Annotated in this window: 12 protein-coding genes and 3 pseudogenes (1 of these 15 running past the window's edge); 3 read left to right on the top strand and 12 right to left on the bottom strand. The window is 64.9% G+C overall.

Translation table 11 applies throughout. The features are described 5' to 3' along the window. From bamA to rpsB, 9 genes and pseudogenes are all read right to left on the bottom strand, one after another. Nucleotides 1-2,228: the 5' portion of an outer membrane protein assembly factor BamA gene (bamA, locus tag QP165_RS18630; protein WP_333996760.1), read on the bottom strand. Its footprint begins 484 nt before the window's first position; only the first 2,228 of its 2,712 coding nucleotides appear in the window; it begins with the start codon at nt 2,226-2,228; its stop codon lies beyond the left edge, outside the window. 118 nt (nt 2,229-2,346) lie between these two features. Continuing rightward, a pseudogene (gene rseP, locus QP165_RS18625) lies at nt 2,347-3,481 on the bottom strand (RIP metalloprotease RseP). Beyond that, nucleotides 3,478-4,634: pseudogene (locus QP165_RS18620) on the bottom strand (1-deoxy-D-xylulose-5-phosphate reductoisomerase). Before QP165_RS18620 ends, rseP begins: the two co-directional pseudogenes overlap by 4 nt. After that, nucleotides 4,631-5,386, bottom strand: coding sequence for a phosphatidate cytidylyltransferase (locus tag QP165_RS18615; RefSeq protein ID WP_056022404.1), 756 nt, complete (start codon nt 5,384-5,386; stop codon nt 4,631-4,633). The pseudogene QP165_RS18620 and the gene QP165_RS18615 overlap by 4 nt, the downstream one beginning before the upstream one ends. A 65-nt stretch (nt 5,387-5,451) precedes the next feature. Next, the gene (locus QP165_RS18610; protein ID WP_333996759.1) at nt 5,452-6,171 is read right to left on the bottom strand and encodes an isoprenyl transferase; all 720 of its coding nucleotides are present in this window, start codon (nt 6,169-6,171) and stop codon (nt 5,452-5,454) included. A 26-nt stretch (nt 6,172-6,197) separates the two neighbouring features. After that, a complete protein-coding gene (frr, locus tag QP165_RS18605; RefSeq protein WP_056021953.1) occupies nt 6,198-6,755 on the bottom strand; it encodes a ribosome recycling factor in 558 nt (185 codons plus the stop codon). A gap of 1 nt (nt 6,756) precedes the next feature. Then, nucleotides 6,757-7,485, bottom strand: a complete 729-nt coding sequence (pyrH, locus tag QP165_RS18600) for a UMP kinase (RefSeq protein ID WP_333996758.1) — start codon at nt 7,483-7,485, stop codon at nt 6,757-6,759. A 412-nt stretch (nt 7,486-7,897) separates the two neighbouring features. After that, nucleotides 7,898-8,830 carry a translation elongation factor Ts gene (tsf, locus tag QP165_RS18595; protein WP_056417135.1) on the bottom strand — a complete coding sequence of 311 codons (933 nt, stop codon included), beginning with the start codon at nt 8,828-8,830 and terminating at the stop codon, nt 7,898-7,900. A 90-nt stretch (nt 8,831-8,920) separates the two neighbouring features. Continuing rightward, on the bottom strand, nt 8,921-9,772 hold the full coding sequence (gene rpsB, locus QP165_RS18590; RefSeq protein WP_056021946.1) for a 30S ribosomal protein S2: 852 nt from the start codon (nt 9,770-9,772) through the stop codon (nt 8,921-8,923). A 325-nt stretch (nt 9,773-10,097) separates the two neighbouring features. On the opposite strand from rpsB, the gene QP165_RS18585 reads away from it, so the two are divergent. Next, nucleotides 10,098-10,331, top strand: a complete 234-nt coding sequence (locus QP165_RS18585; RefSeq protein WP_333996757.1) for a hypothetical protein — start codon at nt 10,098-10,100, stop codon at nt 10,329-10,331. On the opposite strand, the pseudogene QP165_RS18580 reads toward QP165_RS18585, so the two are convergent. Both QP165_RS18580 and QP165_RS18575 read right to left on the bottom strand, forming a co-directional pair. After that, nucleotides 10,270-11,071 (bottom strand): annotated as a pseudogene (locus tag QP165_RS18580) (CDP-alcohol phosphatidyltransferase family protein). The gene QP165_RS18585 and the pseudogene QP165_RS18580 sit on opposite strands and share 62 nt — an antisense overlap. 41 nt (nt 11,072-11,112) lie before the next feature. Next, a complete protein-coding gene (locus QP165_RS18575) occupies nt 11,113-11,841 on the bottom strand; it encodes a phosphatidylserine decarboxylase (protein WP_333996756.1) in 729 nt (242 codons plus the stop codon). A 153-nt stretch (nt 11,842-11,994) separates the two neighbouring features. On the opposite strand from QP165_RS18575, the gene QP165_RS18570 reads away from it, so the two are divergent. After that, a complete protein-coding gene (locus QP165_RS18570) occupies nt 11,995-13,215 on the top strand; it encodes an NADP-dependent isocitrate dehydrogenase (protein WP_333996755.1) in 1,221 nt (406 codons plus the stop codon). 209 nt (nt 13,216-13,424) lie between these two features. Next, a complete protein-coding gene (locus tag QP165_RS18565) occupies nt 13,425-15,203 on the top strand; it encodes a cation:proton antiporter domain-containing protein (protein WP_333996754.1) in 1,779 nt (592 codons plus the stop codon). A gap of 93 nt (nt 15,204-15,296) precedes the next feature. On the opposite strand, the gene QP165_RS18560 is transcribed toward QP165_RS18565, so the two are convergent. After that, nucleotides 15,297-16,886, bottom strand: coding sequence for a long-chain fatty acid--CoA ligase (locus QP165_RS18560; RefSeq protein ID WP_333996753.1), 1,590 nt, complete (start codon nt 16,884-16,886; stop codon nt 15,297-15,299). Nucleotides 16,887-16,892: the final 6 nt, after the last annotated feature.

The raw sequence follows: 16,892 nt of genomic DNA, 5'->3' as shown, positions 1-16,892 counted from the left end.
GAACCCAACGGGATCTCGATTTCCGCGCGCGCCAAGTAATAGGCCCGGCCGCCGAGCGCGTCATCGACGATCTGGTTACGATCGGTCACGACGGTCTGCGTGCCATCCGCCGCGGTGACATATTGCTGGCGCAGCACGCGCGGTCCGACGCCGCGAATGTCGAAACCACGGAACTGCGGTTCGCCGAGATAGAAGCGGTCCGTAATCCGGACGCGGTCGACGCCTTCGTCGCCGCTTTTCTCGAGCGAATGGATATAACCGCCCTCGGCGATGATCGACCCGATGAAACCGCTACCGAGGTTCCAAAACTTCGACCCTTCGGCGCGGGTACGAATATATTTCACATCGCCGCCGAGACCGGCGAAGTCCTGGCTGAACGAAAAGCGCTGTCCAGCCGTCGGGCGCAAACGGCTGTTGAGCGTGTCGTAGATCAGCGAATAGCCGATCGACGACGTCCAGCGATTGCCGAGCGCTTCGCAGAGGTAGCGACCGGCCTTGATCCGGTCGCACTCGCCGTTCGTGAAATAGGAGGCCTGGTCGAGGCCGACCTCGTCATAGGACAGGCCGTATCGACCGGAAAGCGACCAGAATTCGGTCAGCGGCACGCCGGCGCGGATCTGGAAGCCGGTCGAGACCTGCGAATAGGTCGTCTGGCGATCGTTGCCGACATAGTTGAACGAGTTGAAATCGCGCCGGAAGATGTCGCCGCCGATCGCGATATTCTTGTCGAACAGGTAAGGCTCGGTAAAGCCCAGTTCGATCGATTTCGAATAGCTGGAATAGTTCACACCGGCGCGGAGTTCCTGCCCCTTGCCGCGGAAGTTGCGCTGCGTGATGTTGGCCTGGATGATGAAGCGTTCGAGGCTCGAATAGCCCGCCGACAGCTGAAGCTCGCCGGTCGACCGTTCTTCGAGATTGGTCTCGAGAATGACGCGATCGGGTGCGGAACCCGGCGTCTGCTTGATCTCCATCTTGTCCTGGAAATAGCCCAGCGAGTTGATGCGATCCTGCGAACGCTTGACCTGGAAGCTGTTGAAGGCGTCGCCCTCGGCAAGGCGGATCTCGCGACGCACGACCTTGTCCTGCGTCTGCGTGTTGCCGTTGATCTCGACGCGCTCGACATAGGTACGCTTGGCTTCGGCGATGTTGAAGTTAATCCCCATCGTCAGCGTTTCGGCGTCCTTCTGGAACTCCGGGTTCACCTCGGTGAACGCATAGCCGAACAGGCCCGCGGTCTGGCTCAGATTGTCGACCGAATCCTCGACCAGCTTCGCATTGTACCATTCGCCCTTCTTGAGCGGCAGCGTCGACGCGAGCTTCTTGTTGTCGAAATCGCGGATCTGGCTGTCGACGGTGACGTCGCCGAACTTATACCGCTTACCCTCCTCCACCACATAGGTGATGATGAAGTCCTTCTTGTCCGGCGTCAGTTCGGCAACGGCGGACGTGACGCGGAAATCGGCATAGCCTTCGGTCAGGTAGAACTGGCGCAGCTTCTGCTGGTCGTAGCTCAGGCGATCCTGGTCATAGCTCGTCGCGGACGACAGCAGGCGGAACAGACGTGCCTGCTTGGTCGCCATCTGTCCGCGGATCTGGTCGTCCGAGAACACCTCGTTGCCGAGGATGTTGATCTGACGGACCTTGGACTTTGGTCCTTCGCTGATCTCGAACACCACATCAACGCGGTTCTGATCGAGATTGACCATCTTCGGGTCGACGACCGCAGCAAAGCGACCCTGCCGGCGATACAGCTCGATGATCCGCGCGATATCCTGACGGACCGCGGTGCGCGTGAAGATCTGGCGCGGCGCGAGCTTGATCTCCTTGGTGATCTTGTCGGCCTTGAGCGCCTTGTTGCCCTCGAGGATGACGCGGTTGATGATCGGGTTCTCGCGGATGCGCAGAACGATGTTGCCATCCTCCACGCCCGAGATCGAATAGTCCGCGAACAGGTCGCTGGCCTGCAGGTCCTTGAGCGCCTGGTCGAGCGTTTCGGCGGTGTACGGAATCCCGACGCGCAGCTTGGTATAGCTGAGTACCGTTTCCGGCTCGATGCGCTGCGAACCCTCGACGCGCAAAGTCTTGATCAGCGTCTGGGATACAGGAGCCGCCAAGGGCGTTGTAGCTGCAGGTCGAGGGGTAGCCGCAGGTCGCGCGGCCGCCGGTCCCGTCGACCGAGCGACAGGTGCCGGTACGGTCTGTGCCCAGACGGGCATGCCGGACAGCATAGTTCCTGCCAGAAGCAGGGCGCCGTTACGCGCGAAAGTGTAACCGTTGATCGCTGTCACCAAACCCACCCCAAGAAACTTGCATACGCAAGGGCGCGCCCGCCCTGCCCTAACCGCGTCACCCGATCAAGCCGGCCAGATTCTTCCACAGGCCGAAATTGCCCAGATCGTTGAAGGTCACGAGAAGCATGAGCGCAAGAATGGCCGCCAGCCCGCCGCGAAAAGCCCATTCCTGAACCTCCGGTCCGACAGGCCGGCGGCGAACCGCCTCGATCGCATAGAAAAACAAATGTCCGCCATCCAGCATCGGCACTGGCAGGAGATTGATGAACCCCAGATTGATGGAGACGAGGGCAATAAGGAACACATAGGCCTCGATCCCCAGCGACATCTGCTCGCCCGACACCTTGGCGATGCTGAGCGGACCGCCGAGTTCCTTGACCGAACGCCGCCCGGTTATCACCTGGCCGAGCGTTTCCACCATCATCGACACGATCTCGCCCGTCCGCTTGACCGCGACGACGGGGGCCTCGATCAGGCTGACGGGAACGATCACGGGCTTGGACCCGGCAATCCCGAGCCGACCGACTCGAAACTCGTTACCGAAGCGGTCACGCTGCAGGTCGGTTGCGATGACGAGGTCGCGCGAGATCTGCTGCCCGTCGCGCGTCACGTCGATGCGGACGCGTTCGCCGGCACGGATTCTGCGCGAAGCGGGCCATGTCGTCGAATGTCTCGATCGAGCGGCCGCCAAGCGCGGTAACGCGGTCTCCCGCCTGGAGCCCTGCCGCGGCCGCGGGACTGCCGGGCATCGCCGCGCCAACGACGGGCGGCATGCGGATATCGCCATAAGCGAGCGCGAAGCCGCCGAGTATGACGATCGCGACGATGAAATTAATGACAGGCCCCGCGGCAACGACGATCGCGCGCTGCCACACGGATTTTGCCTGGAACGTCTGCCGGCGTTCGGCCGCCGGAAGCGCAAGCCAGTCCGCAGAAGGCTGGCTCGCCGGATTCATGTCGCCCGCAAACTTCACATAGCCGCCGAGTGGCAGCCAGCCGAACTTCCAGCGCGTCCCGCGCTTGTCGGTGAAGCCCGCGATCTCGCGGCCAAAGCCGATCGAAAAGGCGTCCGCCTTGATGCCGAAATACCGGCCGGCCAAATAATGGCCCATCTCGTGAACGAACACGAGCGGTCCGATCACAAGGACAAAGGACAGGATCGTCAACAGGATACCCGGCGTTTCGATCAAACCACGCAATCCTTTACCCGCTTGTCCGCCAGTATCCGCGCCTCGGTGTCGATCGCCAGCACGGCCTCGACGCTGTCCGGCGCACCCGGGTCGTAGCACGACAGCGTATCTTCCACGATTGCGGCTATTTCGAGGAAGCCGATACGTCGTTGCAGGAAAGCCTCGACCGCGACTTCGTTGGCAGCATTCAGGATCGCCGGCCGGGCGCCGCCAGCTTCCAGCGCCTCGCGGGCCAGCCGAAGCGCCGGAAAGCGCGCCGGGTCGGGCGCTTCGAAATCGAGGCGGCCGATCGCGACCAGATCGAGCGGCGCCATCGGCGTCGCCATTCGTGCGGGCCAGGCCAGCGTGTGCGCGATCGGCGTCCGCATGTCGGGGGGCCGAGCTGCGCAAGGACCGATCCGTCCTGATAGTCGACAAGCGAATGGACGACCGACTGCGGATGAATGACGATTTCGATCCGGTCATGCGGGATCGGAAACAGCCGGGCCGCCTCGATCAGCTCGAGCCCCTTGTTCATCATCGTCGCGGAATCGACCGAGATCTTTGCGCCCATCGACCAGTTGGGATGCTTGACCGCCTGTTCGAGCGTGACGTCGCGCATCCGTTCGGTCGTCCAGTCGCGAAACGGACCGCCGCTGCACGTCAGGATAATCCGTCGCACGCCTTCGGGGCGCGCGGAGTCGAAGCACTGGAAGATCGCGTTGTGCTCGGAATCGGCCGGCAGCAGCACCGCGCCCGATCGCGCCGCGGCGGCCAGGATCACGTCGCCCGCGGATACCAGCGGTTCCTTGTTCGCGATGACGACGGTGCCGCCCTGCTCGATGGCAGCCATGACGGGTTTCAGCCCCGCACATCCGACGATCGCCCCCATCGTCCAGTCCGCGCCCGACGACGCGGCCTCCGCGATCGCGTCCGCGCCACCGCCCGCGCGGATACCGGTGCCGGCAAGCGCCGCGCGCAGATCGGCGAGGCACCGCTCATCGGCAACGACCGCCAGTTCGGCGCGCGTACGGATCGCGGCCGCCGCCAATCGGGCGACGTCGCAATTGGCAGTCAGTGCGACGACGCGGAAGCGATCGGGCTCGCGCTCCACGAGGTCGAGCGTCGAGGTCCCGACCGAGCCGGTCGCGCCGAGGATCGTGATCGTCTTCATGGCAGGAGGTGCGGCAGCAGGATCAGCAGCGCCGCGACCGGTGCGACGGGAACGAGACCGTCGAGGCGATCCATGACGCCGCCATGACCGGGCAGGATATTGCCGCTGTCCTTGACGCCGGCAACGCGCTTCAGCCAGCTCTCATAGAGATCGCCGCCTTGCGCCAATGCCGCGAGGATCGGGGTCGCCAGCGCCAGGCGGAGCGGCAAAGCATAGCTATAGTGCAGCGCGGCCGCGACGAGGCTTGCAAGGACGATCCCGCCGATCAGGCCCGACCATGTCTTGTTCGGGCTGATCACCGGCGCGAGCTTGGGACCGCCAAGCGTCCGCCCCGTGAAGAACGCGCCTATATCGCATGCCCAGACGAGCGAAAGCGCCCAGAGCGTATAGAGAATCCCGTCGTCCTGCCGGCGGATCACCATCAGCGCGAGCACGGGCAGCCCGCAATAGATCACCCCGAGCGCGAGCCGCGGCCGGCGGGTAATGATGACCACGAAGAACGTCGCCCCGGCCAGCAGCCCGAGCGTGAAGAAGTCGCGGACGACGATGATAAGCGATGCAGGCGCCATCAACGCGAGCGGAACCGACAGCGCGAACTGCGCGGTCCGCTTGGTCGCGCGATCGACGCCCTGGAGCATCGACCATTCGGCCATCATGAACAGCGCGGCGAGCACGCCGAGCAGCCAGAAGACGATCCCACCCATCATCAGCGCGACTGTCGCGACCGCAATCATCGCGACGCTCGCGATCATCCGCAGTTGCAGGTTCGACGGTGTGCGAAGCGCCTGATCGGGCGCCTTTTCAGGGTCGGTAAGCGTCACAGCCCACCATAACGGCGCTGGCGCAGACCAAACGCTGCAACCGCGTCGGCGAGCGCGACGCCGTCGAAGTCGGGCCACAAAGTGTTGACGAACAGCAGCTCGGCATAGGCTGCCTGCCACAGCAGGAAGTTCGACAGACGCTGCTCGCCCGAGGTGCGGATCATCAGGTCGAGCGGCGGCAGGTCGTGCGTGTCGAGCTCGGCCTCGATTCCTGCCGCATCAATGTCGGCAGGATCGAGCGAGCCGTCGCGCGCACGCTCGGCGAGGCGCCGCGCGGCGGTCACCAGCTCGGCGTGCGCGCCGTAATTCAGCGCGATCGCGAGGATCGGGCCGGTGTTGGTCGCGGTGCGCGCGATCGCATCATCGACCATCGCCACCAGATCGGGCGAAAAGCTGTGATAGTCGCCGATCACGCGCAGCCGGACATTCTCGCGCGCGAGTTCGTCGAGATCGCTGCGGATGAAATGCCGGAGCAATCCCATCAGGTCGCTGACCTCTTCGACCGGGCGGCGCCAGTTCTCGGACGAGAACGCGTACAGCGTCAGCGCCTCGATCCCCATGGCCCGCGCGGCGCGCGTCACCTTGCGCACCGCCTCGACCCCGGCCTTGTGCCCGGCAAAGCGCGGCAGGAACCGCTTCTTCGCCCAGCGGCCATTGCCGTCCATGATGATCGCGACATGACGCGGCACCGCGCCGCCCGAAGGGACGGCAGCCAACGGCGCAGTCGAAGAGGCCAACGGCCTCACTTGCCCAGGATTTCCTTTTCCTTGGCGGTCGCGGTCGCATCGAGATCAGCGATCGTGCTGTCGGTCAGCTTCTGGACTTCGACTTCGTGACGCTTGCGCTCGTCCTCGCCGAACACGCCTTTCTTCTCGTCGACCTTCAGCGAATCCATCCCGTCTCGGCGCACGTTGCGTACCGCGATGCGCGCCTTTTCGGCATACTGGCCGGCGAGCTTGGCGAGCTCCTTGCGGCGCTCCTCAGTCAGGTCGGGAATCGGCAGACGCAGCGTCTGGCCGTCGACGATCGGGTTCAGCCCGAGGCCGGCCGAGCGGATCGCCTTGTCGGTCGGGCCGACATTCGACTTGTCCCAGACCTGCACCGACAGCATCCGCGGTTCGGGCGCCGACACGGTCGCCACCTGGTTGAGCGGCATCGACGAGCCGTAGACCGTCACCATCACCGGATCGAGCAGCGCGGTCGACGCGCGGCCCGTGCGCAGGCCCGCCAGATCGTGCTTCAGCGCTTCGACGGCACCCGCCATGCGGCGTTCCAGGTCGCTCTTGTCATACGCTGCCATCTTAACTCTCCTGCTCGTTCTGAACAACCGTCGACACGCCATCACCCGCCAGCACCGCGGCGAGATTGCCGGGTTCGCGAATGTTGAAAACGACGATCGGGATATTGTTGTCGCGGCACAGCGCGATCGCGCTCGCGTCCATGACCTTGAGGTCGTCGGACAACACGCGGCTGTACGACACCGTCTCGTACCGCACCGCGTCGGGGTGAGTCTTCGGGTCGGCGTTGTAGACGCCGTCGACCGAGGTGCCCTTGAACAGCGCATCGCACTTCATCTCGGCAGCACGCAGCGCGGCGCCCGAATCGGTGGTGAAATAGGGGCTGCCGACGCCCGCCGCGAAGATCACGACGCGGCCCTTTTCAAGGTGACGCTCGGCGCGACGGCGGATGAACGGCTCGCACACGCTCGCCATCGGGATCGCCGACTGGACACGCGTGTCGATGCCGATCTGCTCCAGTGCGTTCTGCACCGCGAGCGCGTTCATCACGGTCGCAAGCATGCCCATATAGTCGCCGGTCGCGCGGTCCATGCCGCGTGCGGCGCCGGCCATGCCGCGGAAGATGTTCCCACCGCCGACGACGATGCAGATCTCATAGCCCTTGGCTCTGATGTCGGCGATCTCCTGGGCGACACGCGCGGTGACGGTCGGATCGATCGACAGGCCGGACGGTCCCATGAGGACCTCGCCCGACAGTTTCAGCAAAATACGTTTGAAGCGCGGAAGCGTCATAAATCTCGAATTGTGATTGGCGGGGCGGCGCGGACCTTAGGCGGCGAGCGCCACGATGGGAAGCGCTGCGCGACGCCTGCACCGATTCCTGACGGCAATTCGACGGAAAAATCATCGGCCTCGGTCGTGCGCGCACGACAACTATCGTCATTCCCGCGGAGGCGGGAACCCATAATGGCTGGCGTCTCGATCGATCACCGCCCGCGGAGGATGTGGATCCCCGCCTGCGCGGGGATGACGAGGCAGGTGGAGTGCCACCGGCTTATTCTTCTCCCCGCAGGGAGAAGGTGGCCCGGCAGGGCCGGATGAGGGGGCGTGAGGTTCGCAACCCCGCCACACCCCTCACCCTTCCCCCGGCCAACTGGCCGCGGGCCCCTTCCCTCTCCCCGTAGGAGCGAGGGAAAGTGTCAGGTTACGCCTGCGGGACGCCCGATGCGGCAGCGACTTCGGCGGCGAAGTCGGACTGCTCCTTCTCGATGCCTTCGCCGAGCTGGAAGCGGACATAGTCCACCAGCTTGATCTCGGCGCCCGCATCCTTGCCGGCCTTGGCGACGACGTCGGAGATCTTGGTCTTGCCGTCCATCACGAACAGCTGGCTGACCAGTGCATGCTCCTTGCGGTACTTGGCGATGCCGCCTTCGACCATCTTGGCGATGATGTCGGCAGGCTTGCCCGATTCGGCGGCCTTCTCGGTCGCGATCGCGCGCTCGCGCTCGATCTCGCCCTCGTCAAGGTCCGCTTCGTTCAGCGCCTTCGGGAAGGCCGCTGCGATGTGCATCGCGAGCTGCTTGCCGAGCGCCTGGAGAACCTCGTCAGACGCCTCCGATTCGAGCGCGACGAGCACGCCGATCTTGCCGAGGCCGGGAGCGGCTGCATTGTGGATGTACGGCACGACCGCGCCCTTGCTGACTTCCAGCGTGCGCGAGCGGCGCAGCGACTGGTTCTCGCCGATCGTCGCGACGTTGTTCGTCAGGACTTCCTCGACGGTCTTGCCCGATGGCATCGCCTGCGACTTGAGCGACTCGATGTCGCCGCCCTTCGCGAGCGCGATCTGAGTCACGTCACGGACGAACGACTGGAACTGGTCGTTCTTGGCGACGAAATCGGTCTCCGAGTTCACTTCGACCGCTGCACCCTTGGTGCCCGACACGGCGACGCCGACCAGGCCCTCGGCCGCGGTACGGCTGGACTTCTTGGCAGCAGCAGCCAGACCCTTGGTCCGCAGCCAGTCCATCGCCTGATCCATGTCGCCGGCGTTCTCGCTGAGCGCCTTCTTGCAATCCATCATGCCTGCGCCGCTCTTTTCGCGCAGATCCTTGACCATTGCTGCCGTGATATCGGCCATGTCTCTCATCCTTGTTTAGGTCTGAATGTAGTTGCGGGCGAGGCAGAGCGAATGCCCTACCCCGCCCGCATGACGGTTCGGCGACGACGCTTATGCGTCGATCTGGCGCTCACCCTCGGCCGCGAACTCTGCGGCGGTCTCGGCATTCGCCGCAACCTGTGCCGTGTCAGCCGAAGCTTCCACGACCGGCTCGGCAACAGCCTCTTCCTTCGGCGGCTCGATCATCGCGCCGATATCGGCACCCGTGCGGCGCTGCTGCTCCTGGCCGCCACGCGTCGCGGCGATCGCGATCGCCTCGCAGTACAGGCGGATGGCGCGGGCGGCGTCGTCGTTTGCGGGAACCGGGAACGCGATGCCATCCGGCGAGACGTTCGAATCGAGGATCGCAACGACCGGAATACCCAGCGTGTTCGCTTCCTTGATCGCCAGCTCTTCCTTGTTCGCGTCGATCACGAACATCACGTCGGGGATGCCGCCCATGTCGCGGATGCCGCCGAGCGAGAGCTCGAGCTTGTCCTTCTCGCGGGTGAGCTGAAGCACTTCCTTCTTGGTCAGGCCGACGGTGTCACCCGACAGCATTTCCTCGAGCGTCTTGAGACGCTTGATCGAACCCGAGATGGTCTTCCAGTTGGTGAGCATGCCGCCCAGCCAGCGATGGTTGACGAAGTGCTGGCCTGCGCGACGCGCGGCGTCTGCGACGGGCTCCTGCGCCTGACGCTTGGTGCCGACGAACAGGACCTTGCCGCCACCGGCAACGGCCGACGAGACGAACTCGAGCGCGCGTGCGAACAGCGGCACGGTCTGCGAGAGGTCGAGGATGTGGACGCCGTTGCGATCACCGAAGATGTAAGGCTTCATCTTGGGGTTCCAGCGATGCGTCTGGTGACCAAAATGTGCGCCCGTTTCAATGAGCTGCTGCATCGAGACGACTGGTGCCGCCATAGGGATATATCCTTCCGGTTGTGCCTCTGGGAAGCGGATGACGTGCCGGCCGAATGACCGAAACGCACCGGGCTATGATGCCTCCCATGCGGGGTTAGAGGCGCGGCCCTTAACCGGGTGGCAGGCAAAACACAAGCCACAGAGCGTCGCTTGACAGCCGGAACGCAATGAGAACATAAAGGGTTCAGAGGGGAACAGATGTTCGACTCGGCGCAGATTCGGCCCCGCATGACGGGAATCAAAATGCGACGAACGGAACGAAGTTTCTGGCCAAGTGTTTGCGGACGTTAGTGAATTGTTCGCAACTTACAGGAAGGCGGACGTGATGTTGGTTCTGAGCTTCGTGATATTCGCAGGTGCATTCGGGGTTGCAGGGATGACGATCGTCACGGCGATCGCCCCGCAATGGAACCGTATCGTCCGGCTGGCGCTCGGCAACGTCGAGCCCGCCTTCCAGCCACTCCGGACGCTGGCGGTTGCCGAGCGCCGGATAGCGGTCAGGCGCTGGGCGTCGACGTCGGTTCAGCCACCCGCGCGCCGCTGGAACGCTGCCGCCTGACTTTGGCGTAGCTTGCGATGCTGAACGGCATTGAGATCAGATAGAGAATGCAGATGATGCTGAGCGTGTGCCATGGCGCGCTCACCAGCGCCGCACCGAGCAGGACGACGAGTGCAAGCGCCTCGAACCTGACATTCCGGCGAAGCTTGAGCGACCCCCAGGAATAGGTCGCGATGCTCGATACCATCAGCAGCGCGACGAACGCGATCCACGGCGCCACTAGATAGGGCGACGCGAAACGCGGCTCGTCGGTCCAGAACCAGAAGAACATCGGCATGAGCGCGAGCCCGGCCCCCGCAGGCGCGGGAACGCCGGTCAGGAAGCCCGCAGATTTATGCGGCTGATCGCTCTCGTCGATCTTTGCGTTAAACCGCGCGAGACGAAGCGCGCAGAATACCGCGAATATGAGCGCAGAGATCCAGCCGACACGCGGAAGTGCCGCGAGCGACCAGAGATAGACGATCAGCGCCGGCGCGACGCCGAACGAGATCGCATCGGACAGCGAGATCGAGCTGCTCGCCGAATCGACTCTCGCCGTGCAGCATCCGGGCGATCCGGCCGTCGAGCCCGTCGAGCACGCCCGCGACCATGATCATCGCGACCGCGCTCTCCCATTGTCCACCGATCGCGAACCGCACACCGCTCAGGCCGGAACACAGCGCAAGCGCGGTGACCGCGTTCGGGGCGACGGCCCGCAGTGGAAGGCCACGCGGGGCGCGACGCGGTCGACCGGATCGAATCGGACCACGCGCGTCCGCCGGCACGGCCGGATCGTGGTCGATCACTGCGCGATGCCGCCGACCGGCACGCCGCCGACGCGGCCCAGCACGGTCTCGCCTGCGATGCTGCGCTGACCGAGGCACACCTGCGGCACGACATGATCGGGCAGGTACACGTCGACCCGGCTGCCGAATCGGATCAGACCGATCCGCTGGCCGACCGCAACCATGTCACCCGCCTTCACGAAGCCGAGAATGCGCCGTGCGACGAGGCCCGCAATCTGCGTGAAGCCGATCTGCATCCCGTTGCGATCCTCGACGACGAAATGCTGACGCTCATTCTCTTCGCTCGCCTTGTCGAGGTCGGCGTTGAGGAACTTGCCCGAGATATAGACGACCTGGCGGATCGTGCCCGCGATCGGCGTGCGATTGATATGCACGTCGAATACCGACATGAAAATCGACACGCGGACGAGCGGCACGTCGCCCAGCCCGTTCTCACCGGCCAGTTCGCGCGGGATCGGCACGCGCTGGATCATCGTGATCAGGCCATCGGCAGGCGCCACGATCAGACCTTCGCCCTGCGGCGTGGTGCGGACGGGGTCGCGGAAGAAGGTCGCGACCCAGATCACGACGCCGACCATCGGCCAGAACAGCACATGGCTGACCATCGTCAGCAGCAGCGTGATGCCGGTCGCGATCGCGACGTATTTATAGCCTTCCGGATGGACTGCGGGAAATCGCCATTTGACCGTGGAGGTCGTGACGGGCGGCTTGTCGAGCGATGCCATAGCGTGCGGGTCTATCCGTGCTGAACGCGCGATACAACGCCGAACCTGAACGGGCCCGCGATCAACGCTGTCGTCAATTGCCCGGCCGGGCGGTTGATCGACGCCGTCGGCTCCCCTAGACGCTCGTCCAACCCCTCCCCCGAAGGACCGAAAATGGCGAAGATCAAGGTTAAGAATCCGATCGTGGAGATCGACGGCGACGAGATGACCCGGATCATCTGGGAATGGATCCGCGAGCGCCTGATCAAGCCGTATCTCGACATCCAGCTCGATTATTACGATCTCGGCGTCGAGCATCGCGACGCGACCAACGACCAGGTGACGATCGACAGCGCGCTCGCCACGCAGAAGCACGGCGTCGCGGTCAAGTGCGCGACGATCACGCCCGACGAGCAGCGCGTGACCGAATTCGGCCTGAAGAAGATGTGGAAGTCGCCGAACGGCACGATCCGCAACATCCTGGGCGGGACGATCTTCCGCGAGCCGATCGTGATCAAGAACGTCCCCCGCCTGATCCCGGGCTGGACCCACCCGATCGTCGTCGGCCGCCATGCGTTCGGCGACCAGTATCGCGCGACCGATTTCCTCGTCCCGGGCCCCGGCAAGCTGCGCCTGGTGTTCGAAGGCGATGACGGCGCGACGATCGACCGCGAAGTGTTCCAGTTCCCGTCGGCGGGCGTCGCGATGGCGATGTACAATCTCGACGACTCGATCCGCGACTTCGCACGCGCGTCGATGCATTACGGCCTGAACCTGAAATGGCCGGTGTACCTGTCGACCAAGAACACGATCCTGAAGGCCTATGACGGCCGCTTCAAGGACCTCTTCGCCGAGGTTTTCGAGAGCGAATTCAAGGACAAGTTCAAGGAAGCGGGCATCGTCTACGAGCATCGCCTGATCGACGACATGGTCGCGTCGGCGCTGAAGTGGAACGGCGAGTTCGTCTGGGCGTGCAAGAACTATGACGGCGACGTCCAGTCGGACCAGGTCGCGCAAGGGTTCGGCTCGCTGGGTCTCATGACCTCGATCCTGCTGACCCCGGACGGCAAGACCGTCGAGGCGGAAGCCGCACACGGCACCGTCACGCGTCACTTCCGCATGCATGAGCAGGGCAAGGCGACCTCGACCAACCCGATCGCGTCGATCTTCGCATGGACCGGTGGCCTCAAGTATCGCGGCAAGTTCGACGACACGCCCGACGTCACGAAGTTCGCCGAGACGCTCGAGCGCGTCTGCATCAAGACGGTCGAGGACGGCCACATGACCAAGGATCTCGCGATCCTGATCGGGCCCGACCAGCCGTGGATGACGACCGAGCAGTTCTTCGAGCAGGTCCGCTCGAACCTCGAAGCCGAAATGGCCAACTGGGCGTAACTGGATTCCCCCGCTCCCCAATGACGGGAGCGGGGTTTTCTTTGGATACCGTCCCCCTCCCGTCATCCTGACGAAAGTCAGGACCCAGAGCCAAAACCGCAGCGCTGTGTGACCCTGGATCCTGACCTTCGTCAGTATGACGGAGGAGTCTGAGGACGATGCAACACCACGGGTGACAATTCCGCCACGCCTCCCCTAAGGTTGCAGGCATGGCATTACGGCTCGACAACCAAAGTTTCAGCGACGCGCTCGTCATTCTCGGCGCCGCCGGGCTGGTGATCCCCGCATTCGCGCGATTCAAGGTCAGCCCGGTCATCGGCTTCATCCTGGTCGGATTGCTGGTCGGCCCCGCCGGGCTTGGTGCGCTTACCGGCATCGCGCCGTGGCTTTATTACCTCACCATCTCGAACCCCGAATCGATCGAACCGTTCGCCGAGTTCGGTATCATCCTGCTGCTATTCTCGATCGGCCTCGAACTCTCGTTCAAGCGGCTATGGTCGATGAAGCGGCTGGTGTTCGGCACGGGCGCGGCCGAGCTGATCGGCTCCGCGCTGATCATCGGCGTCGCGCTGCATTTCATCGGCCAGGGATGGGCCGGCGCGATCGGGCTGGGGTTTGCGCTCGCACTCTCGTCTACCGCGCTGGTCCTGCCGCTGGTCGGCACCACCGGCGCGGTCGGGCGCGGCGCGTTCGCGATGCTGTTGTTCGAGGACCTGGCGCTCGTCCCGATCATCTTCGTGCTGGGCGCGCTCGCACCGACCGCGAGCGACGATGGCTGGGTGGATATCGCCGGGGTCGCCCTGCGCGGCGGGCTGACCGTCGTCGCGATGTATGTCGGCGGCCGTGTCGTCCTGCCGCGGCTGTTTGGCCAGGCTGCGCGGACCAAGAGCCCCGAACTGTTCCTCGCGGCATCGCTGCTGGTCGTCATCGTCGCCAGCGTCGCGACCACCGCCGCCGGGCTGTCGCCGATCGTCGGTGCGCTGCTCGCCGGGCTGCTCATCGCCGAGACCGAATATCACAGCGAGGTCGAGGTCATCACCGCGCCGTTCAAGGGCCTCGCGCTTGGCGTGTTCCTGATCTCGGTCGGGATGAGCCTCGACCTCCGGCTGATCGCGCAGAACTGGCCGTCGCTGCTGCTCGCGGTGACGGGCGTGGTCGCGGTCAAGGCGGTCGTGACGTTCCTGTTCCTGCGCGTCGCCAATTCGCGGCGCGGGGTGGCGGCGGAAACGGGCCTGTTGATGGGCAGCCCGTCCGAGACGACGCTGATCGTGCTCGCTACCGCCGCGCAGGCGCAGTTGATCATGCCCTCGACCGCGTCGTTCTGGCAGACCGTCACCGCGATCGGCCTGACGATCACGCCGTTGCTCGCCAAGCTCGGCCGCACCGTCTCGCGCCAGCTGGAAAGCCGGGCAGTCGCGGACACGGGCGACATCGAGATCGACGACGACGGCCCCGGGACGGTCGTGATCGGCTTTGGTCGCGTCGGCAGGATGGTGGCGGACATGCTCGCCGTGCACGGGCAGAAATATGTCGCGGTCGAGGCGGATATCGATTCGGTCGAGGCCGCGCGGCGGCAAGGGCACCCGGTGCTGTTCGGCGACGTTTCGCGCGCGGAACTGGTCGACCGGCTGAAGCTGCAGACCGCGAAGGCGCTGATCCTGACGATGGATGATCCGGTGCTGACGGTGCGGCTTGCCAGGCGGGTGCGCGCGTTGGCGCCGGACCTGCCGATCGTGGCGCGCGCGCGTGATACCGCACATGCCGCCGAACTCTACCGCGCCGGCGTGACCGATGCGGTGCCCGAGACGCTGGAGAGTTCGCTCCAGCTGGCCGAGGCAGTGCTGGTCGATCTTGGCGTGGCGATGGGCCCGGTGATCGCGTCGATCCACGAGAAGCGTGACGAGCTCCGCCAGGAGATCAAGAAGGCGGCGGACATGCTGGTCGAGCCGCGTATCCGGAAGGCCAAGCGCACGCCGCGCTCGGTTTGAGGCAAGAACGCAGAGACAAGCGTCGTCGTGTCCGCAAGGATAGGAACCGCGCGTTTCCGCATGCCGCAAACGCGCCGGATCGACCCGGTTCGATTACGCCGCCAGCGCGAAATCCTTGAAGCGGTCACGGAGCGCGGTCTTGAGCAGTTTGCCCGTCGCGGTGTGCGGCAGCTCGTCGACGAAGACGATCGCGTCGGGCAGCCACCATTTGGCGACGTGTTTCGCGAGGTGGTCGAGGATCGCCTGATCGGTAACCTCGCTGCCGGGTTTGCGGACGACGATCAGCAGCGGGCGTTCGTCCCATTTGGGATGATACACGCCGATCGCCGCCGCCTCCGCGACGCCGGGACAGCCGACCGCAGCGTTTTCGAGATCGACCGAGCTGATCCATTCGCCACCGGACTTGATGACGTCCTTCGAGCGATCGGTGATCTGCATCGTCCCGTCGGCGTGGAGCATCGCGACGTCGCCGGTGTCGAACCAGCCCGCCGCATCGACCGCATCCTCGTCGGCGCCGAAATAGCGTTGCACCACCCACGGCCCGCGGACCTGGAGCTTGCCCGCGATCGACCCGTCGCGCGGGAGGACGGTCCCCGCGTCGTCGACGATGCGCAGTTCGATCCCGAACGGCACGCTGCCCTGCTTGCCGACGAGATCGAGCTTCTCGTCGTGGCTCATATCGTCCCAGTGCGGCGGCGCGAAGCCCGCGGTGCCGATCGGCGAGGTCTCGGTCATGCCCCAGAGGTGCTTCACATCGGCGCCCATCCGCATGATCCGGTCGATCATCGCACGCGGCGCCGCCGAGCCGCCGATCGTCACCAGCTTCAAATGCTCGGGCGCCTCGCCGGTCGCATCCATATGGCCGAACATCGCGAGCCAGACGGTCGGTACGCCGGCGGAGTGCGTCACGCGCTCCTGGTTCATCAGCCGGCACAGCACCGCGGGGTCGTTGACCGCCGAATAGACGAACTTCGCCCCCGACAGCGCGCAGGCGAACGGCAGCCCCCAGGCGGCGGCGTGGAACATCGGCACGACCGGCAGTACGACCGCGCTCGGCGAGAGATCGAACACCCAGGGCGCGACCTCCGCCATCGCGTGGATCATCGTCGAGCGGTGCGTGTAGAGCACGCCCTTTGGATTGCCGGTGGTGCCGCTGGTGTAGCAGAGCATGCACGGATCGCGCTCGGGCCCTTCGACCCAGTCGTAATCGCCATCCTCGGCGTCGAGCAGTGCCTGGAAGCCGTCGGGCCCGAGATCGTCGAAGCAGATATAATGGCGGACGCTGGTCCACTGCCCGCGCAGCCGGTCGACGAGCGGCTGGAATGCCTTGTCGTAGAGCATCACGCGGTCTTCGGCGTGGTTGGCGATGTAGACGAGCTGTTCGTCGAACAGCCGCGGGTTGATCGTGTGGATCACGCCGCCCATCCCGATCGTCCCGTACCAGGCGATGAGGTGATGCGCGTGGTTCATCGCGAGCGTCGCGACGCGGTCACCGGCCGCGACACCGAGCTTTTCGAGCGCCTGCGCGAGCTTGCGCGCGTCGCGCGAAATGCCCGACCAGCTCGTGCGCGTCTCGCGACCGTCGGCCCAGTAGCTGACGAGTTCCCGCGCCCCATGTTCGCGCGCAGCGTGGTCGATCAGCCGGGGGACGCGAAGCTCGAAATCCTGCATTCCACCCAGCATTCTCGC

This window comes from Sphingomonas sp. 22R3R2A-7 (assembly GCF_036856055.1).
In the GTDB taxonomy this organism is placed as follows: Bacteria; Pseudomonadota; Alphaproteobacteria; order Sphingomonadales; family Sphingomonadaceae; genus Sphingomonas.
This window is presented reverse-complemented; position numbering and strand designations above follow the sequence as displayed.